Annotated in this window: 22 protein-coding genes; 1 reads left to right on the plus strand and 21 read right to left on the minus strand. The window is 49.3% G+C overall.

Annotated features, from left to right (window positions below; translation table 11 throughout):
• Window positions 1-101 precede the first annotated feature (101 nt).
• Window positions 102-647: a glutathione peroxidase gene (locus tag WH37_RS01520; protein ID WP_046228820.1), complete on the plus strand. Its 546-nt coding sequence runs from the start codon at window positions 102-104 to the stop codon at window positions 645-647.
• Between the two features lie 95 nt (window positions 648-742).
• Here WH37_RS01520 and WH37_RS01525 read toward each other — a convergent pair whose 3' ends face one another.
• The 21 genes from WH37_RS01525 to hflK form a co-directional block, all read right to left on the minus strand.
• Entirely contained in the window at window positions 743-1,420 is a 678-nt protein-coding gene (locus WH37_RS01525) for a TIGR00266 family protein (RefSeq protein ID WP_046228821.1), read from the minus strand.
• A gap of 137 nt (window positions 1,421-1,557) precedes the next feature.
• On the minus strand, window positions 1,558-2,184 hold the full coding sequence (locus WH37_RS01530) for an RNA polymerase sigma factor (RefSeq protein ID WP_052736741.1): 627 nt from the start codon (window positions 2,182-2,184) through the stop codon (window positions 1,558-1,560).
• Between the two features lie 46 nt (window positions 2,185-2,230).
• The gene (locus tag WH37_RS01535) at window positions 2,231-2,791 is read right to left on the minus strand and encodes a hypothetical protein (RefSeq protein ID WP_046228822.1); all 561 of its coding nucleotides are present in this window, start codon (window positions 2,789-2,791) and stop codon (window positions 2,231-2,233) included.
• 568 nt (window positions 2,792-3,359) lie between these two features.
• Entirely contained in the window at window positions 3,360-4,466 is a 1,107-nt protein-coding gene (locus WH37_RS01540) for a toxic anion resistance protein (protein ID WP_046228823.1), read from the minus strand.
• 38 nt (window positions 4,467-4,504) lie between these two features.
• Window positions 4,505-5,173, minus strand: coding sequence for a hypothetical protein (locus WH37_RS01545; protein WP_063837995.1), 669 nt, complete (start codon window positions 5,171-5,173; stop codon window positions 4,505-4,507).
• A gap of 37 nt (window positions 5,174-5,210) precedes the next feature.
• Window positions 5,211-6,242, minus strand: coding sequence for an ATP-grasp domain-containing protein (locus WH37_RS01550; RefSeq protein WP_046228825.1), 1,032 nt, complete (start codon window positions 6,240-6,242; stop codon window positions 5,211-5,213).
• The gene (locus WH37_RS01555; protein ID WP_046228826.1) at window positions 6,239-7,090 is read right to left on the minus strand and encodes an HAD family hydrolase; all 852 of its coding nucleotides are present in this window, start codon (window positions 7,088-7,090) and stop codon (window positions 6,239-6,241) included. Before WH37_RS01555 ends, WH37_RS01550 begins: the two co-directional genes overlap by 4 nt.
• A complete protein-coding gene (locus WH37_RS01560; RefSeq protein ID WP_046228827.1) occupies window positions 7,087-8,268 on the minus strand; it encodes a cysteine protease StiP family protein in 1,182 nt (393 codons plus the stop codon). Before WH37_RS01560 ends, WH37_RS01555 begins: the two co-directional genes overlap by 4 nt.
• On the minus strand, window positions 8,265-9,698 hold the full coding sequence (locus WH37_RS01565; RefSeq protein WP_082110614.1) for a phosphoribosyltransferase family protein: 1,434 nt from the start codon (window positions 9,696-9,698) through the stop codon (window positions 8,265-8,267). Before WH37_RS01565 ends, WH37_RS01560 begins: the two co-directional genes overlap by 4 nt.
• On the minus strand, window positions 9,643-10,848 hold the full coding sequence (locus WH37_RS01570) for an HpcH/HpaI aldolase/citrate lyase family protein (RefSeq protein ID WP_074904822.1): 1,206 nt from the start codon (window positions 10,846-10,848) through the stop codon (window positions 9,643-9,645). The genes WH37_RS01565 and WH37_RS01570 overlap by 56 nt, the downstream gene beginning before the upstream one ends.
• Window positions 10,849-11,005: 157 nt before the next feature.
• Window positions 11,006-11,746, minus strand: coding sequence for a TerC family protein (locus WH37_RS01575; RefSeq protein WP_046228828.1), 741 nt, complete (start codon window positions 11,744-11,746; stop codon window positions 11,006-11,008).
• A gap of 18 nt (window positions 11,747-11,764) precedes the next feature.
• A complete protein-coding gene (locus tag WH37_RS01580) occupies window positions 11,765-13,126 on the minus strand; it encodes a TerD family protein (protein WP_046228829.1) in 1,362 nt (453 codons plus the stop codon).
• Window positions 13,123-13,701, minus strand: coding sequence for a TerD family protein (locus WH37_RS01585; RefSeq protein ID WP_046228830.1), 579 nt, complete (start codon window positions 13,699-13,701; stop codon window positions 13,123-13,125). The genes WH37_RS01580 and WH37_RS01585 overlap by 4 nt, the downstream gene beginning before the upstream one ends.
• A 138-nt stretch (window positions 13,702-13,839) precedes the next feature.
• Window positions 13,840-14,415 (minus strand): TerD family protein, encoded by a 576-nt coding sequence (locus tag WH37_RS01590; RefSeq protein WP_046228831.1) that lies wholly within the window; start codon window positions 14,413-14,415, stop codon window positions 13,840-13,842.
• A gap of 37 nt (window positions 14,416-14,452) precedes the next feature.
• On the minus strand, window positions 14,453-15,055 hold the full coding sequence (locus WH37_RS01595) for a TerD family protein (RefSeq protein ID WP_046228832.1): 603 nt from the start codon (window positions 15,053-15,055) through the stop codon (window positions 14,453-14,455).
• A gap of 171 nt (window positions 15,056-15,226) precedes the next feature.
• Window positions 15,227-15,994 carry a VWA domain-containing protein gene (locus WH37_RS01600; RefSeq protein WP_046228833.1) on the minus strand — a complete coding sequence of 256 codons (768 nt, stop codon included), beginning with the start codon at window positions 15,992-15,994 and terminating at the stop codon, window positions 15,227-15,229.
• A gap of 148 nt (window positions 15,995-16,142) precedes the next feature.
• Complete coding sequence (locus tag WH37_RS01605; protein ID WP_046228834.1) at window positions 16,143-17,972, minus strand: ABC transporter ATP-binding protein; 1,830 nt, start codon at window positions 17,970-17,972, stop codon at window positions 16,143-16,145.
• Window positions 17,965-19,710, minus strand: a complete 1,746-nt coding sequence (locus WH37_RS01610; protein ID WP_046228835.1) for an ABC transporter ATP-binding protein — start codon at window positions 19,708-19,710, stop codon at window positions 17,965-17,967. Before WH37_RS01610 ends, WH37_RS01605 begins: the two co-directional genes overlap by 8 nt.
• Window positions 19,711-19,851: 141 nt before the next feature.
• Window positions 19,852-20,616 (minus strand): peptidoglycan recognition protein family protein, encoded by a 765-nt coding sequence (locus WH37_RS34130; RefSeq protein ID WP_063837991.1) that lies wholly within the window; start codon window positions 20,614-20,616, stop codon window positions 19,852-19,854.
• Between the two features lie 160 nt (window positions 20,617-20,776).
• Window positions 20,777-21,643: a protease modulator HflC gene (gene hflC, locus WH37_RS01620; protein WP_046228836.1), complete on the minus strand. Its 867-nt coding sequence runs from the start codon at window positions 21,641-21,643 to the stop codon at window positions 20,777-20,779.
• The gene (gene hflK, locus WH37_RS01625; RefSeq protein ID WP_063837992.1) at window positions 21,640-22,674 is read right to left on the minus strand and encodes an FtsH protease activity modulator HflK; all 1,035 of its coding nucleotides are present in this window, start codon (window positions 22,672-22,674) and stop codon (window positions 21,640-21,642) included. Before hflK ends, hflC begins: the two co-directional genes overlap by 4 nt.
• Window positions 22,675-22,701: the final 27 nt, after the last annotated feature.

Here is a 22,701-nt window from a genome sequence, read left to right on the forward strand (position 1 = left end):
CGATATAGTTGTTAACTATAACCTTTATCTTCATTATATATTAGACCAATAAACGAATTTGTCCTATGATGGGTTGTATAACGCCAAAGGGAGCGATCAACTTGTCCATCTATGACTTTAAAGTTAAAACGATAACCGGCGAATGGCTGGATTGGTCAGCCTATCACGGGAAGGTTGTCCTGATTGTTAATACTGCGAGTAAATGCGGTTATTCCAGCCAATTTGCTGCGCTTCAGCAGCTTTACGAAAATCATCACCAACAGGGATTTGAGATATTGGCCTTTCCCTGCAATCAATTTAACGACAAAGAACCAGGCAGCGACGCTGAAGTAAAAGCATATTGCGAACAAAACTTTGGCGTTACTTTCCCTCTGCTCGGCAAGGTGGACGTTCGAGGTGAAACAGCTCATCCTTTGTTTCACTATTTAGTGAGCGAAGCTCCGTTTCACGGTTTCGATATGCTAACCCCGAACGGCAAGTGGCTGGATCAGTTTTTACGTGAAAAATACCCCGATCTCCACGCTGGTGATGGAATCAAGTGGAATTTTTCTAAGTTTCTCATTGATCGCAGCGGTCAAGTGGTTGACCGTTTTGAGCCGACTGTGCAACCGCTGGAGCTTGAAGCAGCTATACGAGCACTGCTTTAAAAATATAAAAAGCAAGGCGCCTAGCCCGTCCCTCCGAGCTAAATGCCTTGCTTTTCATCAACCCTTTCAGGTCTATCCGTCTATGTACCCTCGTTTTATCCCTTTGGAATAAACTGATTAATCCAGCCGCCGAAGCTTTTCGGATTTCTCGTTTGAATCAAGACGACGCCTTCGCCACGGAATCGGCACACAACGCCTTCTCCGCTCGTAATGCTGGACAACCAGCCGCTTGATGCCTTTTCGATGTGGTAATCCATATAATCTGGCCATGCTACAAGATGACCGTTATCGATGATAACTTCCTCGCCAGCGGCCAGCTGCACCGCATGAATCGTTCCGTAGGAGGAAAGAAATACGGTTCCTTTGCCGCTAATTTCGACAATAAAGAAGCCTTCGCCCGACAAAAAGCCTTTCGCCAGGTTTTGCATCTTCGTGTTAACCTCAATACCCGGCGTTCCAGCTAAGAAACCATCCTTCTGCACAAACAGCTTGTACGATCCATCAAGCTCAATGGATTCAATATCGCCAATCGCTGCGGAAGCAAGCAGCGCTTCGCCAGGGCCACGTGTTGCAGACAGCTCTTGGAAGAAAAATTTCTCGCCGCTCAGCATCCGTCCAAGACCACGCATAATGCCGCCATCCAGCGTACCTTTCAGCTCAAGGGTTGGCGACATCGATACCATTGCTCCCGACTCCGCTTTAATCGTCTCGCCGCGCTCCAGCTGCACCTTCAATAATGGAAAAGCGCCGCGATATAAAATTTCATGTCTCATCTCGATTTATTCCTCCGATCATTCTTACTGCCTCAAGCGTACACGTATTGCCCTCCTTTGAAGGCCTTGTTCGTGTCGCAGTGAAAAAGAGGCTTTGCTGCATGGAAATGGAAAGCTTCGCCGTTTTCATCACGCTTTTAGAAAAGCGGCCCACCCATCATCATGCTGCTAAGAAAATTCCAGGAAGCACCGCGTAAATTTAGTATGCTCCATTTTTTCTTCAATAGCTGACGCACACGAAATAAACGTGATTTAATGGTGCCGACAGGAACCTGTGTTTCCTGGCTAATTTCATCCAGTGACATATCGTAGAAATATCGCTTCACGACAAGCTCGCGATCCTTATCGGACAATCCCTTCATCACTTCGGATAGCTCCTCGGATAGCTCCTGCTCCAAATACACATGCTCCGGCCCTTTATCCGGACTCGGCAGCGTTTCCTTGAGCGGCCATTGCGACATAAAATAATCCGGCTCTGCATCCAGAGAGACGCTTCGGCGCGTCTTGCGTTTTCTAAGCGTATCAATACATAAGTTAATCGTAATTTGAAAAATCCAGGTCGTGAAGTTTTTCGAAGGATCGAACTTATCGATATTCGTCAACAGGCGAATAAACGTCTCTTGCAGGACATCTTCGCTTTCCTGACGGCTGCCAAGCATCCTATAAGCAGTTGAAAACAGCCTATCATAATAGACCTTTGTAATTTCCGCGAAAACCAACGGGTCCTTCTCTTTGATCCGAACCGCTAACTGGGAAGCATCCATAGTTTCTCTCCAAACTTAAATAGGATAATAGATTTTAATATTGGCATTACCGAATTTTGGCGATGTCCTCGTCCGCCCTCTTATACGCCTTCACAAGCTCCTGAATTTGATTAAATTCACTGTCGCCTGGCCCAAGGCCATCCATAAACATTTTCTGCAGCACCGACTTGAAAAGGGTTGTCCGCTCCTCAATGAAGCTGCGCTCCAGCTCCAAAATCTCGCCGAGTGTATGGCTGTTGATGAAATCATCCAGCTCGCTCCGCTCGGCGCGACCGCCGCCCCCATCACCACCATAACGTTCACCCCGCAGCCTCTCCGGCTCCGGCATTGGTTCCTCTTCCTCGTAAGGATTAAGATTAACCGACGAACGAATCGATGATAAAATAATATTTTCTTTCGCCAGCATAATTTGGAACGACTTGTTTTGAAACAAATCACTCATGACGCTGCGACATAAATCGCGATTTTTTAGTAAAATGCCATCGAAGGGATGAATGGTCCAATTATCATTCGAATAAAATAAATTAAAAATAAATTTCTCGCTGCCAAAAACGTATTCTACGTTTATTGTATGTTCATCCAGCATCTCAAATGAAAAATCCAACATTATCGTTCCCTCCATACGAGCAGCAGGCCCGAAATCTTCCGATAAGTCAATTTTACCAAATGATCCGCCATTACGCTAATATTATATAAAATTCGACTCTATTCTCGTATTGCAAGGTGAAACGGCTGTCGCCGTCCTTTGACGGTGCGGAGCGTTTCAGTCCGAGAAATAGAAAAACAGTACGTCAAAACAAATACTTTCTTATATTTCGAAAAATATAACAATGGCCGCATCTTCCTGAATTACAGAAAATACGGCCCTGCCCACGATTATAATTGGTTATGCTGCTCTAAAATAGCCTCCACCCGTTCGCTGCTGGCAACGATAATCAACGTTACAATCAATAAGCCGAGCGTGCCTACTGCAATCAAAGACAACCATCCTCTCATTTCATCGCTTTTGTTAAGCCTATGAATGAGTGGCGCCATCTATGTGTATTATTGCCAAGGTGAAACGGCTGTCGCCGTCCTCTGACGGTGCGGCGCGTTTCATTCCGAGAAATATAGAGAAAGGATGAAAAATCATATGCTTTCCTATATTTTAAAATAGAACGAGCCTCCTGCTTTTTTTAGCTGAGCAGCCTGTCTATATCGTTTCCGCCAGCAGCTCCACTGCTAATGGCCGATTGCGATTGTCCGCCTGATTCCAGACCTAGACGCTTCGACATGTTCTGGTTAATTTGCGCCAGCTTCTCTGTATGCGTTTTGCAGGTCGTAATAATATCACGGTTGGATTTCTCGGATGTATCGAGCGCTGTAATCAAATCGGCAATCGCCGTATTGACAGCCTCCAGCGACATCGCTGGCTTTTTGAGCAGCTCCGCCGACTTTTCCGTTGACGTTTTGAGCAGCTCTGCATTGCGCTTGAACTGGTCTTCAATCGTGCTGTTTACACTCTCAACTGCATTCGCGATTTTCAACTGATCTTCGATAGCGAGCGTAATCATCGCCGACACCGTAATCAGATTAGACGCTTTATAAATGCTGTTGTTGACCGCATCTATGAGCTTGTCACTGTTGTCATTGACAATGTCCGTCGCGGCAACCGCCTGATTAAACAGCAATATATCCTCGGTCATCGACTGAATGCGGGTGACGACTTTACGCAATCCACGCTCCAGATACGTTTTGCGCTGCTCATTTTCCGGCTTGGCAATTTCCGTTTCGAACAGCTCCTTGAGCTTGTTGCCCATGGCAATCTTCTCTTGCAGCGAATAAATCTCCTCAAGCGAGCTGCGCTTGAGTGTACGCATATTGACGATGCTCTCTTCAAGGCCATCCTTGCCGTCACGAAGCCCTTGCACAATGGCATCAATATTCGTCCGCACGGACTGATATTTATAAACGTAATTTTTCACAGGCGACTTGCGGATCAGCTTGCCAATGAAGCCGACATTTTTACTTTGCTGCAAAGATTCGCATTCATTACGCAGCGACAAAATCAAGTTCGATACTTGGCTGGACCCGCCGGACATTAGACTGGCAACTGGACGTTCCAGCTGCTTTAGCGTCGCGCCTGCCCGCTCCTGCGTCTTGGCGCCCAGCTTGCCCATCTCGTCCATCAAGCCATCGAGCGAAAGCGTATCGGCCTGTGCTACCTTCTGAATAATGACGGCCGCTTCCTGGACGGCCTTCTGCTCGTCTTCTTTTTTCAATTGAATCGTTTGTATGGACATTCTGTTCCCTCCCCACGGATTTTCAACCTGACATGCGATTAAAACTCCGAGTAGTTATAGCGTTTGTGAATAACCTCCGCCTTGGTTTGCAGCTCCATCAAATCCTTATGTTCAATCGTTGCAACAATTTCCGAAATTTTTGTATTAATATCCCGCAATCCATTTAGCAAAATTCTGCGGTTTTTCGTTTTGGCGTCGCCGCTAAGCCTTAAGAAAGGATTAATGACACTGTTCAGCTCCTTGAGCACAAGCCGTCTAACCGTATGATTAATTTCATCATTATTCAGTTCAGTCAGGAGCGGCATTACCCGGTGCAGACGGAGAAAAAGCGAGCAGGATTTCTCCACAATTTCATTGTCCAACGTATTTTTCTGCCCTTCGGAGATAACCATATCCTCCAGCACTTCCAAATACTCCAGCACGGGCTCAAATATGGGACTAATCGCTGGTGCAGATGCCCCGCCTCCGCTAGAGGAAGAGGGCTGCACTGCTTCTGGCAGCTGCTCCGGCCCAGAAGGAGCACGGGACGGAGACGGAATCGCATCGATAATATTGGTTTTGCGCAGCAGCCGCTTCTCATCGAGCACCACACCCATGAGCGTAGCTGCGACAGGAATAAGCACGGTTATAAATTCTGGCAGCAGCCAGCTTGTTGCAGCGGCAATGACAAGTCCGATTGCCGCTCCGATAATCGAGCGTTTTTGAATCACTCTCTCACCCTCCAACCTGCTGTGCCACTCGCTTCTATTCGAATACTGTCATTCGCATCGGCTGCTCCACGTGGCTGGCAAGTACGCCAAACTCAGGCGTCAGCTTGTGGACCGTTCCTCCCAGCGCCAGCTTGATCGCCAGATAAGGAAAGTTGATGCCGCTCAGACAGGAAACATGGAGACCGCCAGACATCCGCGGATTAATCTCCAGAAGCTTGGGCACTCCATTTTTGTATTTCATTTGTATATTATAATTGTAAGGGATTTTGTACGTTTCTGAAACCCTCTGGGCAATTTCCAATAATTCCGGCACATCGTCCAGCAGACGCAGACGGCCGCCGGCTTTACGGCGCGGGACTGCGGCAAGCAGCTCCCCATTTGGCGCGGCTAGACAATCAATACTGTATTCAAACCCGTCAAGCAGTTCCATCACCATTAAATCGCCAAACTGCGGGACAGTCGATAAGGTGCGGTATACCTCTTCAAACGGCAGCGCACGTGAAACTGCGCCGAACAAATCCGCCAGCTTGTCGCGCTTATTGTCAATGACGCGGAAGCCTTGTCCGCCTTCGCCATCCGTTGGCTTAAAGCAAACGCGATGCCCTTTTGCAGCCAAATCATTGTATGCAGCCTTAAATTGCTCTGCCGTTGTGACGACATGATAATCCGGAATGACCATAATGCCGCTTTCGCTTACGGATTCATAAAACTGATCCTTGACCATCAGCTTGCCAAGCAGCTCCTCATCCTGGATGGCGACAACCTTAACGCCAATCTCGTCAAAACGCTTTATGCTCTTCACAATATCAAGCATATTCAGCCTTGGGACGAACACATCTATTTTATGCCTTAAACAGAAATCAATGCAAAAATCAACGTAAGCCTCGCCTTTGACAGACGGCTCAACCTCCGCCACATCGCAAGCTTGCAGCGACATATGCTTCGGATCGGAATGCGTGCCGTACAGCTCAAAGGCTGCACCGTCGCTATTATTACGAATCGCATTCATATAATGATAAGCGACTGAAAACCAGCGGTTAAACCATACTTTTGTTACGTTGCTCATACGTTTGCCTTCCTTTCGACTGCCGCTGCTGTCTTAAATTCAGCCATGACGGTGGATACAAAATCCAAAATTTGCTGTGAAGCCATAATGCCCGAATTCGTCGTGAACGTATAGGCCAAATTACTCGGCTGGCGCTGCTCCTGGCGATACAGCTCGCCATGTCTTGGCGCAATCGCATGACTCGCTGCATCCAGCAAACACTGGTCAAGCAAGGAATCGCCCGATGCCGCGACGACTGAAGCCCCAAGCTGCTGCTTCAAATGCAGAAGAGCCGCGCTTTTGCTCACCTCATTCGGCACGAGATAAATTTTGCGCCCTTGAATTGATACTTTCCAGCCCAGCGCCGTAATTCGCTCAATCGCACGGTTTACCTGCTCTGCCGGCATCCGCTCGCGGTCAATGACGTAGGCGAAAAAAAGCTCATCGCAATAACGCTCGCCATGAATCCAGTCCGTACTCGCCACCTCATCAAAAATCGCTTTAATTTCCGCCGCGGGAGCCGCACTAGCCGCGATAAGCTTCTGGATATGCGTGCTCCATGCTTCATCCCTTACGCCATTCACCAAAATATTGCCGCCATTGCTCGTAACCGCATAGGTTGGCGCTATATGGTCGCGGAACAGCTCAATTCGGTTGTACTGCTCCATCGTCCGGGTCGTCACGGGAATAAAATGAACCTCCTGCGCAATGGCTTGCAGCAGCGGCAGCATTTCCGTCAAAAAATACGACAGCACTTGACCATCTTTCGTTTCTGCGGGCATCACAAGCCCCAAGCCCTCCGCACCATCCAGCCCCATCGATCTCGTGGAATAAATGAGCGTCTGATCAAGATCACTGGCGAAAATCATACAGCTTCCTCCTCAGCGGAAGCAGCAATATCCGCCTTCTTATTTTTTGGTTTAATAATGCCACAGCAGGAATAAGTCAGTTCGGGAAACACTTCCACCGGAACGCCGCGATCCTTCGCCAGCAGCAAAATATGCTGGAGCCCCGGGTTGTCCAGGCGGTCAACAAGAATTTTCCAAGGCACGCGTCGCAGCAGCACCCGTGTCGTCTCCCCTACGCCCGGCTTCACCAAATTAATATCCTCGATGCCGTAGAGCTTTTGAATGGCTTTAATATCTTTCAGTCCCTGCCAAGTTACCGCAGCCTTCTTGTCCATCAGCTTCACAGCTTCCTGCTTTGCCTGCTGGGATATTTGGCTGAAATACGCAGATACCGTATCGATAAAATGATTCGACAGATCATCCTTCATCCATTCCTTATAAAACTTCGCTCCGTGAAAATCATCCGGTCCAATGATATCGTCGCGCAGTACCGTGCGGCTCATCAGCCCAGACACGGTAGAGTTAAGGCAAGCACTGGGAATGAGGAAATCCTCGCGTGTGCCGAAAATACTTGAGCTGCAGGCGGGATCAGCCAGTACCGCTAGCTCCGCATTCAGCTCGATGCCATACTTCTGCTTGAAGGTTTGGCATGCTTCAATGAGCACCTTTGTAATCGCACCTTTGCCCGTCCAGCCGTCGACGAATTGAAGCTTCGCTTCGGGCCCATGCTGCTGCAAAATGTAGAGCAGCGCATTTTCATCAATGCCCTTGCCGCGAATGATCGAGATGCTGTAATGCGGTACATCGAGCCCGCACCGCTCCGCTATGTAACGCTTCATCAGAATGCCAATTGGCGTGCCCGCTCTCGCTAAAGAAACAAGTACCGTGTGCTTGCCGCTGCGCGCCACTACCTGTTCGGCTACGATGCCTGCACCCAATGCTACCCGCTGCGCCGATTCCGTCAATGTCTGGTGGAACAACCGAATGTATTCCGGCGTCGGCTGGTATTCCACAGGCAGCATTTCCGAATAATGAACGCCGGATTGAATCGCTTCCTCACGATCCTCCGTCCCGCGCTCCAGCTGCACATCGCTCAAATCCTTCAACAGAAATACGACGTCGGACGGCCTATAACTACCTAGTGGCTTTGGAGCGCCGATTGGCTTCTGCAACCGTTGTTCAAGCAAGCTTCTGCTCATGCTTTCTCCTCCTTCTGACCGTCCGTTTGTGGACCGCAGATAATGACATTGATTTGCCCAAATCCGCACGCTTGCAGCGCCGACAGCAAGGGCGCAAGACGATCCTCCGGCCAGTCGCGCTCTGTAAAAATAAAGCAATCGTCGTATTGCAAGGCACCGACATTATAAAAAAAGTTCCTCACCTGCTCATCTTCCGGTGACGGAAACGCTTGTCCCGACTTAATTGCATAGTCCGGCTTGTCAATCGGATGAACTGGGCTTCTCGTCGTTGAATGGTAAAATACACCTTGCCCCAGCTCCGCCGCTATTCGCATCGGTATATACATAAACTCGCCTGTGCCAAGACATAACGTACGCTCGCCCGCTCTAAAGCTTCGCAGCTTAGCCCCAGCCTCTGCCACACTTGCATCAAGCGTCCCATTATCGCTGGAGTGAACGCCGAAGCGTCCCGTTCCTGCCACATAAGGCGAAGCATTCACTGCTCCCGCAGAATCAACCGAGCTATAGGACGCTAGCTCGAACAGCTCGTCCAAATATACTTTATTCAAGCGACTGCTTGCTGTCGTTTCAGCCTGAGTCTGAGCACCTGCTGCCACCTGCTCCGGCGAGCTGCCTTCCGTCTCGATTGCGCCTTTCATCAGCGACAATACTTCAATCGATACGCCAAGCTCCTGTGCAGCTTCCGCAAAACGCTGCTCGTCCGCTTCAGTTCTCCAATCGAGCAGCGATGCTACTATATATTGTTGACGGGGAAATTGCCTTTGGATATCCCGTATTATATTCAAGGCTGTTTTACCAGTCGTGAGCTCATCATCGACGAGAACGATCGGCTCGTTACCGTTAAAAAAGGCAGCATCCAAGGCGTAGCAACGATGTGCAACCGCGTGGGAATGCTCCTCTTCAAAGCTAATGAGCGATTCCATCGCTGGAATCTGCTCCCTGGTCGTATGAAGGTAAGTACAGTCCGCACCGAACACGCGAAACATGCTGTGTCCGAGCGCAGTTGCTGTTTCTGCAAAACCGATGAACAGCGCTTGCTCAGGCAGCTTAAGCTTAGCATCAATCACTTGATGATAAACCTGTTCAGACCGCTTTGGTCTAGTCAAACCTTCGATGGCAGCATCAAGCAGTTCATTAGCCAAAAAATGCTGCTGCTCATCCGCTGCGTACCTTTTATATAGCAACAGCGACAAAGCCGCTCCGCTAAGCAGTGAAGTGTAAGGATTAACAGGCAAATGCTTGCCCAGCACTTTGCTAACAAACAGAAAGGCCCGCTTCTTGTTCATCCGCGCTGCCATAGCAAACAGCGTATCCGGGGATAATCCGAATGGATTTGCTGTAACCGTTACCGTTACTTTAAGATCATCTACAATGTTATACGTATGCTTGCTCCTGGCTTGCGAGTAAGGCGATAAAATGTTGTTCTTCATGCAGCACCCCGTATATTTTTGATCTTGCAATGACTCGATTAGCCCAATTCATATGGGGTTTTACTTCATTCATTTTATTGGCATAATCGCTCTTGAGCACGCCGACATAGCCGCCCTGGCTAGCAATAATGCTTTGTGCATCGATATATTCCTCATACGTAACCGCATAAAGCGATTGCACCGGCCGAATATGCGACGGGTGGATAATCGTTTTGCCAATAATGCCGTTTTCCTTGTCCATAATGACTTCACGCAGCAAACCATCCGTTTCCGGTGCAGCTGAATGCCGCAATGGCCAGCGCTCGCCTCTTCCAGACAGCTGCTCCGGCTGCAAAGGAAACAACGAAGAGACAGGGGCCTGCTTGCTGCCCGAAAAATATTCCCATACTGGTCCTGAGATGACATACGAGGCGTCCATTCGTCCAAATATATTCATAATATCCGCCATACAATCGCGAACAGGCAAAATATCGTATATCGTCATCGTTTTGCTGCGGCGCAGGCCAAACAAGCTGGAGAAGTCTGTCGCTCCAATACGGACATTAAGCACATAACGTTGATAACGATCCAGCAGCTGCTTAATCGCCAGCAATTCCTCCATGCGGGACTCGCGATAAATAATAGCAGGCGTCTCCAGTATAGGAAGCCCGTAAAGCACTGGTGAACCCTCGCTCTGCTGACGGTTAAATGCAGCAATTTGACTAAAATAGGCTTCACCGTTTGCTGCTGTAAATTTAGGAAAAATAAAGCCGGTAATCAGGCTGATCTTTTCTTCCAGCCGCTCTATAATACGGGCAAGCTGCTGCGCGCTGCGAATGCGAATGAATAGTAGAGGAAGATGATCGCGCGATAACGAGCCAATTTTCAAAAAAGAGGATAAACGAAAAATTTGCTGCAGCAGGGAGTCCTCTGCCATTTCCACTAAATGGTCGCCAACCGCATCCTCCAGGTCAATGACCATCGTCGTCAAACCTTCATGCTTGCGGTTCAAAATATCTTCGGAAATCGTTTGGCGGGTAGCCGGACAATACAAAGCAGCTCCGACGGCATAAGCGAGAAGCTCCCGCTCCGTCGTATGATCGAATGGGGTAGGTGCCGAGAAGAAAACCGCTTCTTCTTCCTCCCAGGTAAAATAATCAAAGTATCGCATTCCGGTTTCCTCCTGATTCATTCCAGTAATCGACACTGTTCCAATTACTCGGCCCCGATCGCCAAATACGCGATCTATTCATAAAAAAAATAATCCCCCCTTTAACCAGGAGGGATTAAGGGATCATTACCCGCATAAACCGCTATTTAAACAAGCTTTAGTTGCTGTTTGAAGTACCCTTCTTTTGTCTCATCAGGCTTAGTACGATCGTACCGCCAAACAGAAGACCAATTAGGGCAAAAAAGTAGAGGTGAGGGATTTCGATATGGAAGGCCCCCAAAACCATTTTAACTGCGATTAACGCAATGAGGAAAAATGCCGTTTTTTCCAGCTCAGGAATTTTCTCAATCAGCTTGAGGAATACTTGGGCCACGCCGCGCATCATCAGAACGCCGAGAATACCGCCAAGGAACAATACCCATACTTCCTTGCTGACGCCAAATGCCGCGATAACGCTATCGATACTGAATGCAATATCCATTAATTCTACAGCGATAACCGTTCTCCAGAACGATTGCCCTTTGTTTTCAACACTATCTTCGCCGCCGCCCTTAAACAATCCTTTATAAGCGATGTACAAGAGATAAGCCGCACCTAGGAATTTGACGGCTGTGAACGTAACCAAATACGTACCAAAGCCAATCGCCAGAAACCTGAAAATATAAGCGCCCAAAATACCGTAAAACAACGCTCTTTTCTGCTGTTCCTTCGGCAAATGCTTAACCATAACAGCGAGCACGAGCGCATTATCGGCGGACAAAAGTCCTTCCAATATAATCAGTGTTCCAATAATTCCCCAGCTGACAGGGTCGGAGAGGGTAGTTACTACTGCATTCCAATCAAAGAAATGTCCGTAGTTCTCCACAATGCTTGTGAAAAAATTCGTTAGCCAGTCCACTTCATTCTAACCTCCATTTTATTTGCTGCCTGCAACCCAGCTGAGACCCCAATCGAAAGCACTATCAAGCTTCCGATGCCCTTCAAAATACCGAACAATCCGCTCAATACTGAACGTTTCATTGTTCACATTCGTAATCATCGCAATTGCACACATCGCCTGTCCATTGTCGTATTCATCCAGCTTAACGATAATGTCCGGGCCGCCTTGTTGGCTAAGAGTGACGACTCCATCAGCCTCAGACCAGCGCGTCACCCCTTTGTAAATAAAGGTGAAAATGAGCAGTCGCTTAATTTCCTTAATTTTCTCTCCGTTAATCCGGATATTCTCACCCGTCGTCACTGAGCCTGTCCGATCATCGCCGTCAAGCATCACGTATGGCGCTCTGTTCAAGGAACCGAAGCTGTTGCCAAGCGCCTGAATAACGCCTTTGCTGCCATCTTTCAGCTCATACATGCAAGCGAGGTCAAGATCAATGCCCGTACGTTTGAACAATCCGCCGCCGGCTTTCTGGTTCCAATTGAGGTTAATCAAAATTTCGCCCAAACCGCCGTTTTGCTTCGTCAAATTAATGACGTCGCCCTTCTTTTTCAGCTCAATTTTGGAAAAATTGATTTTCGGCGCTTCAGAAGTTGGCTGCTGCGAAGCAGCAGGAGCAGGGGCAGGCGTAGAGCCAGGCCTTGGTGGAATCACGATGCGCGAGCCTTGCGACTCCTGTGGTTTAGGAGGCGCTGGCGGAATAAGCGGATTCCGTGGTGCAGAAGACGTCTGCGGTGCAGGTGGTACTGGCGGCGCAGGAGGAGGAGTTGGCGCAGCAGGAGCTTTGGGCTCGTCCTTTACCTCAATGCCATAGCTTCCGCATAAGTCTTTCAGCCCGCCGGAATATCCGGCTCCAATCGCATTAAATTTCCACTCCTGATTGTACCTGTATAGCTCGCCAATGACAATTGCATTTTCCACCGAAAATGGCTCACGCAGATCATAACGAATGAGCTCCTGGCCCGTACTTTCATTCAGGAAACGTATGTATAGGCCGGCTACCCCGCTAAACTGCTGATTCCGTTTGTCGCCATCGTAAATCGTCAACGTAATTGCGATTTTCTCTATCGCAGCGTCGGTACGGGAAAGATCGATCTTGAACTGCTTGCGGTCATTGCCGCCCGGCGATTCGACATAAGATAAAAAAGCATTCGATGGATTGCCGTAAAACAGCAAATCATTGTCGCTTCGCACCTTGCCGCTTGCAGCTAGCAAAAACGCAGAAGTATCGATTTCGAAGGAGGAAGGGGCTGACCATCCCAGAGCTGCCGTAATCCGGGTCAAACCCGGATTAGACTTGGTTACATCAGCTTTCTGCCCCTTTACGAGCGCTACCGTCATACCTCTAGGCCGTAATTGCGGCAAAGATCGGCTAGACCGCCAGCGAAGCCACTTCCAATGGCCTGAAACTTCCAATCGTTCTCATGGCGGTAAAATTCGCAGAATACAACTGCCGTTTCCGTCGAAAATTCTTCACCAAGGTCAAAACGAAGCACTTCATTGTTATTCGCCTCATTGACTACTCTTACGAAAGCGCTGCTCACTTGACCGAAGTTTTGTTGGCGAACAGGAGCATCATGAATCGTAACCGTAATGCCGATACGCACGATATGTGCTGGAACTTTGCTGAAGTCGATAACGACTTGTTCATCGTCCCCTTCACCTTCACCGGTACGGTTGTCGCCAGTATGCAGCACAGCCCCACCGTATGTTTCTCTATTATTGTAGAAAATAAAATCTTCGGCTCCCTTAGCCTTTCCATCAGCATGGAGCAAAAATGCTGAAGCGTCAAGGTCAAATTCGCTGCCGCCTGCATATTTATTCGTATCCCAGCCCAGACCGACAACTACTTTGGTCAAACCCGGATTCGTTTTTGTGAGATCAATGCGTTGGCCTTTAGACAAGTTAATAGACATATGATTTCCCCGCTTTCTAGAAGAGTTAAGTGATAGAGGTTGAATAGTTAGAAAAAAGCTGTAAAGGGGCCTGCCCTCCCCTCCCGCCATATCGCACCGGGAAAAGAGGACTTGCCCCTGCTTCTATGCTTTTAAATGTTAGTTCAAGCCAAAGTCGCGTGCCAGACCGCCAAGGCCATCTTTATAGCCGCTGCCGACTGCGCTGAATTTCCATTCGCCGCTGTGACGATACAATTCGCCGACAACAACGCCGGTTTCGATCGAGAAATCTTCGCCCAGATCGAATTTGATCAGTTCTTCACTGCTTGCTTCGTTCAGAATGCGGATGTACGCATTGGAAACTTGTCCGAAGTTCTGGTTGCGCGTCTCTGCATCGTAGATCGTAATAGCGAATGCTATTTTTTCTACATCTGCTGGTACAGCAGCCAGTTCGACTTTGATTTGCTCATCGTCTCCGTCGCCTTCGCCGGTACGATTGTCGCCTGTATGTACGACGGAACCGTTCTCATTGGATGTATTGTTGTAGAATACGAAGTTTTTCTCGCCTTCTACTTTACCCGAAGCTGCCAAGAGAAATACCGATACGTCGAGGTCAAATTGGCCCCCGCCGTCATATTTATTAGTGTCCCAGCCTAAGCCTACCAAAATTTTGGAAAGTCCTGGGTTTGTTTTCGTCAAGTCTACTTTTTGACCTTTGGATAAGTTAATTGCCATTGTCAAAGACCTCTTTTCATTTTATGGGATTGGGGTATTACTTGTATCGCGCCGCCAAAATATCAATATGAGGAGCTTGGGCTCCTTCACCAATGGCGTTGAACTTCCATTCGCCATTGTGACGGTAAAGCTCGCCTGTAATCAGAGCGGTCATGCCGGAGTAATTATCCGTCAAATTAAACTTTACCAGCTCCTGCATATTATTCGCATTTAAGACCCGGATATAAGCCGAGCGGATCATGCCGAAATCCTGCTTTCTTGCTTCCGCTTCATAAATGTTGACAACGACTAGAATTCTCTCCACATCAGCTGGCACTTTCGCCAGATCGATGCCAATTTGCTCGTCATCGCCATCGCCTTCACCCGTAATATTATCACCGGAGTGAATGACCGAGTTGCAGGCACTTTGCTTATTATAGAAGCAGATGAGGCTTTCACGGCTTGCCAGCTTTCCGTTTGCATTCAGCATCAGCGCCGAAGCGTCACAGTCAACGTTAGCCGCCTGCTTCCGTCCCATTCCGAAAAAGCTTTTCTTCTCTTCCACCGCTGGGTCCCAGCCAAGACCAACCATCAGCTTGGTAAGACCGGAGGTTCCTTTGGTCAAATCGATTTTCTGTCCCTTAACCAGATTAATACTCATGTTCGAGGTCACCTCCTTCCCACATCAGGCGAAGCAGCTTCGTCATCCGTGGTTTTCATTTTCATTCTACCTTTTCTACGGATATAACACCCAACAAGTTTCACAGAATTTTGGCGAATCGTATAAAGATTTTATAAAGGGAAGAATGTGCTGGATTTTCATGTCATTTATTTAGAATAATTGTTTTGCTTTAGCTTCCTTAAGCCATGTCGGGAATTCAATAAGCAGGCTGTCGTACAAATCGTCATCGGAAATTTTTTCGAGGTTTTTCACCTTGAGAAAATTCGCATTGTCGATATAACGGCCATCCAGATTGTCCAGCTCGTCCAGGAAATAGAAGCGCTCATTGCCAATGCCGACAAACTGGAAGAAGATCCCTAGGCGGGACAAGCCGCGAATTAGCTCGCGCGTCTCCTCTTTGTCGGAGTTGTCCCCATCTGTGAAAAATAGGACATACACGGGCGGGTCATTTTTAAACTTGGATGCATCTATTTCATATTCCGTTCGGCTGCCCAATCCGAGAAAACCACCTTTGCGGCTAAGCTTCAGCGCCCCTGGATAATAAAAGTCCGCGATCTGCTTCATAACGCCCGCATATTGCGTGCCCATCTCAAGCTTATGCTTGCTCGTAATTTCCCGCTCTACGAATTGGTAAAAGTTTGCTTGATATATTTCCCCAATTTCATGGTTGCTCAGTCCGAAAGCGAATACATCCGCCGCACCGTTATCATCAAAATTCATCGCAAGCGCAAGTGCGCGCTCCGCCGTTTTTTGGATAATGCCGCTTCTGTACAAATTCGTCATCGAGCCGGAAATATCGAACACGGCTGCTACCCGAGCAACCTGCCCATTAAGCCCCCGTTTGGTTAAGGAAATCGTTGCTTTCTTCTTCAAATCAATTAGATTGTCTTCCGCTTGTTTCCGAAGATCAATACTCAAAGAGATCCCTCCTTAGCTTGATACTGTTAACTATATCAAATCTAATATAAAATGACAAAAATCCCAAAGTCCATTGCTAGTTTTTTACTTTTTTCGGGCAAAACACATACCTACTATTAATACCCATTTTTTGAACGATTTAATCAGCTCAAGCGAATACTTTTCCCCGCGAATGGCGATACAGCTCTTCATAATAGCCATGCCGTCTCACCAGCTCTGAGTGCGTGCCCTGCTCAGCAATTGCGCCCTTGCGCATTACAATAATGCGATCGGCCTTCATTACAGTAGACAGACGGTGGGCGATAATAATCGTCGTCCGTCCTTTCGATACGATCGCAAGCGCCTGCTCCAGCAGCTGCTCGCTATAGGAATCGAGATTCGCCGTCGCTTCGTCGAGAATGAGAATTTTGGGCTGAAATACGATAATTCGGGCAAAAGAAATCAACTGCCGCTCGCCGGCAGACAAGCCGCTTCCCCGCTCGGACAGCCGCGTATTATAGCCATCGCTCATGCGCTGGATAATGGCATCCGCTCCAACCAGGCGGCATGCTTCGATAACCGTATCCTCATCAATGTCCGTATCGAACAGCCTCACATTATCCAGCACGCTGCCCGAATAAAGATACGGCTCCTGCTGAACAAGGCCGACGATTCGGTGCAACTGCGATTGCTCCATATCGCGTACGTCCATGCCGTCGATTCGCACGCCGCCAGAGCGAACATCGTAAAAACGGCAGAGCAGGCTGATCAGCGAGCTTTTGCCTGCTCCTGTCGTGCCGACTATGCCAATTCGCTCTCCTGCCCGGATACGCAGCGACAAGTCGCGAATGACCGGTGCATGTTCGCCATAACCAAATACAACATGGTCAAATTCGATATCGCCACGTACTTGCGCTTTCGCAAGCGCACGCGGCTTCGCCTTGTTCTCCACCTCCGGCTTAAGCGCAAATATGCCCCAGATGCGGGTAACCGCAACCGTCGCCGATTGCAGCGTATTCCACTGCTGCGTAATCGTATTAAGCGGCTGGAAAAACAGGCGGATATACGTAATGAACGCGTAAAGCACGCCGAACTCGATTTGCTTGTTCAGCACCGCCATGCCGCCAAGCCACGTAACGAAAGCAATCGACAAATTGCTTAATATATCAAAGGAGCAGCGAAACCATACCTGCGTCTTTACTTCCTTCATATTAGCCCGGAAATAGCCTTCATTGCGCTCCGTAAATTCCCGCTGCTGCTCCTTCTCCTGATGAAAAGCCTGGATCAGATTCATGCCTGCTAAATTTTCAGCAGTAAAAGCTATGAGCCGTGAGAGCTGCGTGCGTGCCCGCTGATAGGTCCGGCGCATATAAGAACGGAAGCCGATGGCGATGCCCGCGATAATCGGCAGCAAAAGCAAACAATAAAGCGCAAGCTGTACGTCCAGCTGGAACATCAAAAATATAATGATCACCAGCGTCATGCCATCGCGCAGCACGCTCATCAGCACTTGGCTGAACAGTTGATTCAGCGATTCCGTATCGCTGGAAACGTGGGTAATCAAGCTGCCGCTTGAGGTGCGGTCAAAATAAGACATCGACAGCTTTGAAATATGCTCGAATAGCTGCTTGCGGACTTTCGCCACAATGCTTTGCCCTGTGTATTGCAGCATATTGTTCTGCAGGTAGGTGAACAGCAGGCTCATTGCTGCTAAGCCCAGATACAAGGCTCCTATGCCGATAATGGCGCTATATTCTCCCTTGCCCGCCATCAAATGATCATCAATAATTACTTTCACAAGATAGGGCTGGAGCAATTCCGCAGCTATAGCAAGCAGCGTACAGAAAAAGATTAGCATAAAGCTCCATTTATGGGGTTTAGCAAAGGCAGATAGTGCCCGGAATGCCGACACATATTTTATATCCGGCTTCGGCTGGTTTTTGCCGGTTTGCCGATCAGCCTTCTGGTCAGCCTCCCAATTGCGAATGGAATTAGCCATCTGCTTCTCCCTCCTCCTGAATCGCACACAGCGATGCGTATAAGCCCGGCTTCGCCGACAGCTCGGCATGGGTTCCCTGCTGCGCAATCGTCCCCTCCTTCATGACGATAATTTGATCGGCATGCTTGATCGCGCTAATGCGGTGGGCCACGATAATCGTCGTTTTCCCTTTGCGCATCGAACGTACCGTATTCATAATGGCCGTCTCGGTTACGGCATCGACTGCGCTGACACTGTCATCCAAAATCATAAGCGGCGCCTGCTTGATGAAGCCTCTCGCAAGACTCGTTCGCTGGCGCTGGCCGCCGGACAGCGTCACACCCCGCTCTCCAAGCTTCGTCTCGAACTGCTCGGGAAATGCCATAATACTTTCAAAAATTTGCGCCTGCCTTGCCGATTCCTCAACAGCGTTCAATTCACGCCCCCGATCCGAAAAAGCAATATTATCGCGAATGGAGGTGCTGAATAGAAAGCCATCCTGCGGCACGTAGCCAATCTGGCTGCGCAGGCTCTCAAGCGTAATGTCGCGAATATCCGTCTCATCAAAAAGAATGGTGCCCTTCGGCGCCTCATATGTGCGCAGCAGCAGCTTCATCAGCGTCGTCTTGCCGCTGCCTGTCGCTCCTACGATGCCAATCGTCATACCCGGACGAATGTCCAGCCGAATATCCCGCAGCGCCGCGCCGCGGGCCCCCGGATAAGTAAAAGACAATCCGGCAATATGAATGCTCTTGCCTTGAAAATCAAGCGAAGCGGCAGCCTTGCTTTCCTGAATGTCCGGCGTCTCTGACAGCAGCTCATTCAGCCGCTCCAGCGAAGCACGCGAGCGCTGCATCGTATTAATAACGGTGCCGATTTGCTGAAGCGGGTTCATGAGCATCCGTATGTAAAGCGTCAATGCAACAAAATGCCCCAGCGACAGCTCGCCGTTCACCGTTAAGTAGCCGCCTAACGAAATCGCTATAATTAAAGACAAAGCGCCGAGAAATGGGATAATCGCCTGAAAAATCGAAGATACCCGTACCAGACGAAGCTGGTTATCCTTGATTTGTTCCACGGTGGTGAAAAACCGCTCATTCATTACCGATTCAACAGCAAACTTCTTGGTGACGCGTATGCCCCCGAACTGCTCTTCCGCTGACTCGGTCATCGTGGCGAGCGAGGCCTGCACTTTTTTGGAGCGCTGCATAATGACTGGTCCGAATCTTGTGACGATGAACGGAATCAGCAGCAGCGGCACAATGGACGAGGCTAGCAAAAACAGCGGAATGCCGCTATAAAGCATCATCGTCACAACGGCGAAAAACAGCGTCACCGCACTGGCCGTCTGATTGACGCCCATCGAGATCGACTCTCTCACTCCGGTGACATCATTGACGACATAGCTCAGCAGCTTGCCGACGCCATTTTTCGAATAAAAACGTTCGCTGAGTCCTGTAAAATGCATAAACAGCTTGCTGCGCGTCAATCGCTCAAAACGTCTGCCAATGTACATAATGAGAAATTGCGCCACACAAGCCAGCACAACATAGCTCGCGCCAATGGCGAGCAGCAGCAGGCTGTATTCTTGAATAAGCCCGCTCGATAAACCGTTATTTTGCAGCGCATCCGTAAACCTTCCCAGCACCTGCGGGAAGAACACCTGAATGATACTGGATGCGACATGCAGCAGAACGGCAACTGCATATAAAGGCCAGCTTTGCCTTAGAAAATCGACTAAAATCCGCCCTTTTTTCATTCTGCACATCACTCCTTTGCCGACTAACCATTTACCGCTATAGTATCCATTGTAACAGTTTATTCGCCGTTTGGGTCGAAAATGACGAAAAGACGGCTCGCTTGAACCGCCTCCGCCCTGCGTTCGGCCTTTACCTGCCCCCTACAGCAGCCCTTTGCGATACAGCACCGTCAGCAAGCGATAAAAGTCCAGCGATCCGCCTTCCGGCGTGTCGATGACACCAGCAGCAACCGCAGCCACAACCGCTGTTTTGGCCCATGCTGGCACCGCCATACTGTGCTTTGCTTCTAGCTCCGTAACCCGCTTCACCAGCGCATCAAACTGCTGGCGCTCCGCTTCTGTCATTGGCTCCCCCTCCTCTTCCGGCTTTTCCGGCTCCGGCTCTGGCTTCGGTTCTGGCTCCACCGGATCACCGAGCAGCGCTTTGATTTGCTGCAAAAAGCTTTCCCAGCCGTCCGGCCGGCTCCGAAACGTATGCGGACAGTTTTTGCCGCTCCAGCGGTTATGCTGGACGACGGCCGTGATCGGCAGTCCGAGCTGGCGCAGCAGCCCAGCAATAAGCGCCGCTGCATTCGCCTCCGCCTTGCTGCGGATGCCATCTGCATTTTCACAAATTTCGATTCCGATTGAGCCCCGGTTACCCGGCCCATTGCCATCGCCTGCATGCCAGCCATGCTCGCTCACAGGCAAATGCTGCACCACCCTCGTATCATCCACGGTAAAATGCCAGGAGACGGGCAGTGCTGCGGCGGCACTTCCTTTTAAATACTTGGCATGCGAAAGCGCATTGGCCCCCTTCGAGCTGTTCGCTGTATCATGTACCGTCACATAATTCGGCCCTTGAATGGCGGTTCCGGGACGATTGTTCCTGCCTGCCGGAATAAAATCCTGTATCCTATCAGCCATCATTCAACCTCCCTTCCAGCGCGAGCATGATTCGCTCGCTTCTATTAGGAAGTGCGGCAGCCGTACAATTGGTTTGTACACCTGCCTGAGGACGACAAAAAAAGGCGGGGAAACTGTTCTACTCTTTTCCCCGCCTCGTTATTCAGCTCAAGCTGGCCCTTTATTTGCCAAGCAATATTTTCGCATAAGGCGAGTCGATTGGCAGCATAATGACCGGCTCATTTTTGAGCGTCGTCACATAGCTGTCCAGCGTCCGGTAGAAATTATAGAACGCCGGGTCCTGCCCGTATGCTTTATTGTAGATTTTTGCCGCCTGCTGCTCGCCCTCGGCAACGATTTTTTTCGCGTCAGCCTGTGCTTGCGACATTAGCTCGCTTGCGGTACGGTCGGCCTTCGCCGTAATTTTGCGCGACTCCTCATCGCCCTCGGACAAATAACGCGCCGCGATGGATTGACGGTCGGAAATCATCCGATTGTATACGCTTTGCTTATTGCCTTCAGGCAAATCCGTCCGCTTAATGCGAACATCGATTACCTCAACGCCATAATCGTCACGCTTCAGCGCCTCGGCTACGTCGCGCGTAATTTCATCATTTATATTACCGCGCTCTGTCTGCTCGCTAATAATATTATCGTAATTGACCTCAGACAGCTTGCGGCGCACCGAATTGTATACCGCTTCATCAATACGCTGGACACCGGCGCTCACCGTCTGTGCCGTTTTCAAAAATTGCTCCGGATTCGTAATGCGCCACACCGTGTAATTGTCCACGATGATCGGCTTCTTATCCTTCGTCAAAATCGACGTTGGATTGCTCTCGTACGTCATCTGGTATTTCGGCAATGGCGATACATTTTCGATAAATGGAATTTTCAGCTTGAGGCCCGGCGTTTCGGCAACCCGTACCGCTTCACCAAACTTCAGCACAACCTTGTATTCGCCTTCCTTTACGATGTACATCGAGCCTGCTCCAAGAATGACGACGAGCACAAGACTGACTAGCAAAATCAATTGGTTTTTCTTCATGGTGTTACGCCCCCTTCCGCCTGCGGAGCAGGGGTTTGCGAATTGCCTGAGCTGCTCGAAGCGCTTTTGCTGCGCAGCAGTTCATTCAGCGGCAAGTAGTTCACCGTATCTCCATTGCTGTTTGTAATGAAAATTTGCGCATTCGGCAATATTTTTTCCAGCGTCTCAAGGATAAGACGGCTTTGCGTAACGTCTGGATTATTTTTATATTCGGCAAAAATCGCATTGAACTTCGCTACGTCGCCCTCGGCGTTCAAGATCCGCGACTTTTTCTCTGCCTCGGCATTTTCGAGCAGCGCCTGCGCTTCACCGCGAGCCTTCGGAATGCGATCATTTTCATATTTTGCCGCGTTGTTGATCTTGGTGTTTTTCTCCTCGCGGGCGTTCGTTACTTCGCGGAACGCTTCCTCTACCTGGCCGCTTGGCGGCTCAATATCCTGGAACTTAATGTCCATAATCTGAATGCCGGTTTTGTATTTCGTTTGCAGCTCTAACAACCGCTCCCGCACCTTATCCTGAATAACGGTTTTCCCATCCGTAATCGCATAATCGAGCTTCTCTGAGCCAATAACCGAACGGATGGAGGAGCTCGCCGCATTGCGCAGGAAACGCTCCGGATCATCAATGTTGTACAAATAATCATGCAAATTGCTTATTTTCCACTGGACGACGGCGTCTGCCGATACGATGTTTTCATCCCCGGTAATCATAAGCGCTTCGTCATCAACGGGTGTCACGCTATCGCCATTTTGGCGGTACCCGATATGAATGCGCTGCACCAGCTCAGCCGGCACCGTTACAACCTGCTGAATCGGATATGGAAACTTAAAATGCAGCCCCGCCGTCGCTTCCCCCGTATATTGTCCAAATGTCAAAATCGCCGCGCGCTCCTGCTCCTGTACCGTATAAAAAGATGAAAATCCGAGTGTAACGGCTACGACGCCGATGGCAGCTCCGATGATCGCCTTCTTTACCGTTTTTGGATTAAGCGGCTTCTGGCTTCCTTGCGGTCTGTTTATTTCAGTGTTCAATTAAACCTCTCCCTTCTATTTATATGA

This window comes from Paenibacillus algorifonticola (assembly GCF_000971975.1).
GTDB classification, from domain to species: domain Bacteria; phylum Bacillota; class Bacilli; order Paenibacillales; family Paenibacillaceae; genus Pristimantibacillus; species Pristimantibacillus algorifonticola.

Coding starts and splice junctions, on each gene's coding strand:
- WH37_RS01540 (WP_046228823.1), bottom strand. CDS start 4,466: ATGTCCATACAAACGATTCAATTGAAAAAAGAAGACGAGCAGAAGGCC.
- WH37_RS01535 (WP_046228822.1), bottom strand. CDS start 2,791: ATGTTGGATTTTTCATTTGAGATGCTGGATGAACATACAATAAACGTA.
- WH37_RS01525 (WP_046228821.1), bottom strand. CDS start 1,420: ATGAGACATGAAATTTTATATCGCGGCGCTTTTCCATTATTGAAGGTG.
- WH37_RS34130 (WP_063837991.1), bottom strand. CDS start 20,616: ATGGCTGATAGGATACAGGATTTTATTCCGGCAGGCAGGAACAATCGT.
- WH37_RS01595 (WP_046228832.1), bottom strand. CDS start 15,055: ATGAGTATTAATCTGGTTAAGGGACAGAAAATCGATTTGACCAAAGGA.
- WH37_RS01550 (WP_046228825.1), bottom strand. CDS start 6,242: ATGAGCAACGTAACAAAAGTATGGTTTAACCGCTGGTTTTCAGTCGCT.
- WH37_RS01580 (WP_046228829.1), bottom strand. CDS start 13,126: ATGACGGTAGCGCTCGTAAAGGGGCAGAAAGCTGATGTAACCAAGTCT.
- hflC (WP_046228836.1), bottom strand. CDS start 21,643: ATGAAGAAAAACCAATTGATTTTGCTAGTCAGTCTTGTGCTCGTCGTC.
- WH37_RS01555 (WP_046228826.1), bottom strand. CDS start 7,090: ATGATTTTCGCCAGTGATCTTGATCAGACGCTCATTTATTCCACGAGA.
- WH37_RS01605 (WP_046228834.1), bottom strand. CDS start 17,972: ATGGCTAATTCCATTCGCAATTGGGAGGCTGACCAGAAGGCTGATCGG.
- WH37_RS01530 (WP_052736741.1), bottom strand. CDS start 2,184: ATGGATGCTTCCCAGTTAGCGGTTCGGATCAAAGAGAAGGACCCGTTG.
- WH37_RS01560 (WP_046228827.1), bottom strand. CDS start 8,268: ATGAGCAGAAGCTTGCTTGAACAACGGTTGCAGAAGCCAATCGGCGCT.
- WH37_RS01610 (WP_046228835.1), bottom strand. CDS start 19,710: ATGAAAAAAGGGCGGATTTTAGTCGATTTTCTAAGGCAAAGCTGGCCT.
- WH37_RS01565 (WP_082110614.1), bottom strand. CDS start 9,698: ATGAAGAACAACATTTTATCGCCTTACTCGCAAGCCAGGAGCAAGCAT.
- WH37_RS01590 (WP_046228831.1), bottom strand. CDS start 14,415: ATGGCAATTAACTTATCCAAAGGTCAAAAAGTAGACTTGACGAAAACA.
- WH37_RS01585 (WP_046228830.1), bottom strand. CDS start 13,701: ATGTCTATTAACTTGTCTAAAGGCCAACGCATTGATCTCACAAAAACG.
- WH37_RS01570 (WP_074904822.1), bottom strand. CDS start 10,848: ATGCGATACTTTGATTATTTTACCTGGGAGGAAGAAGAAGCGGTTTTC.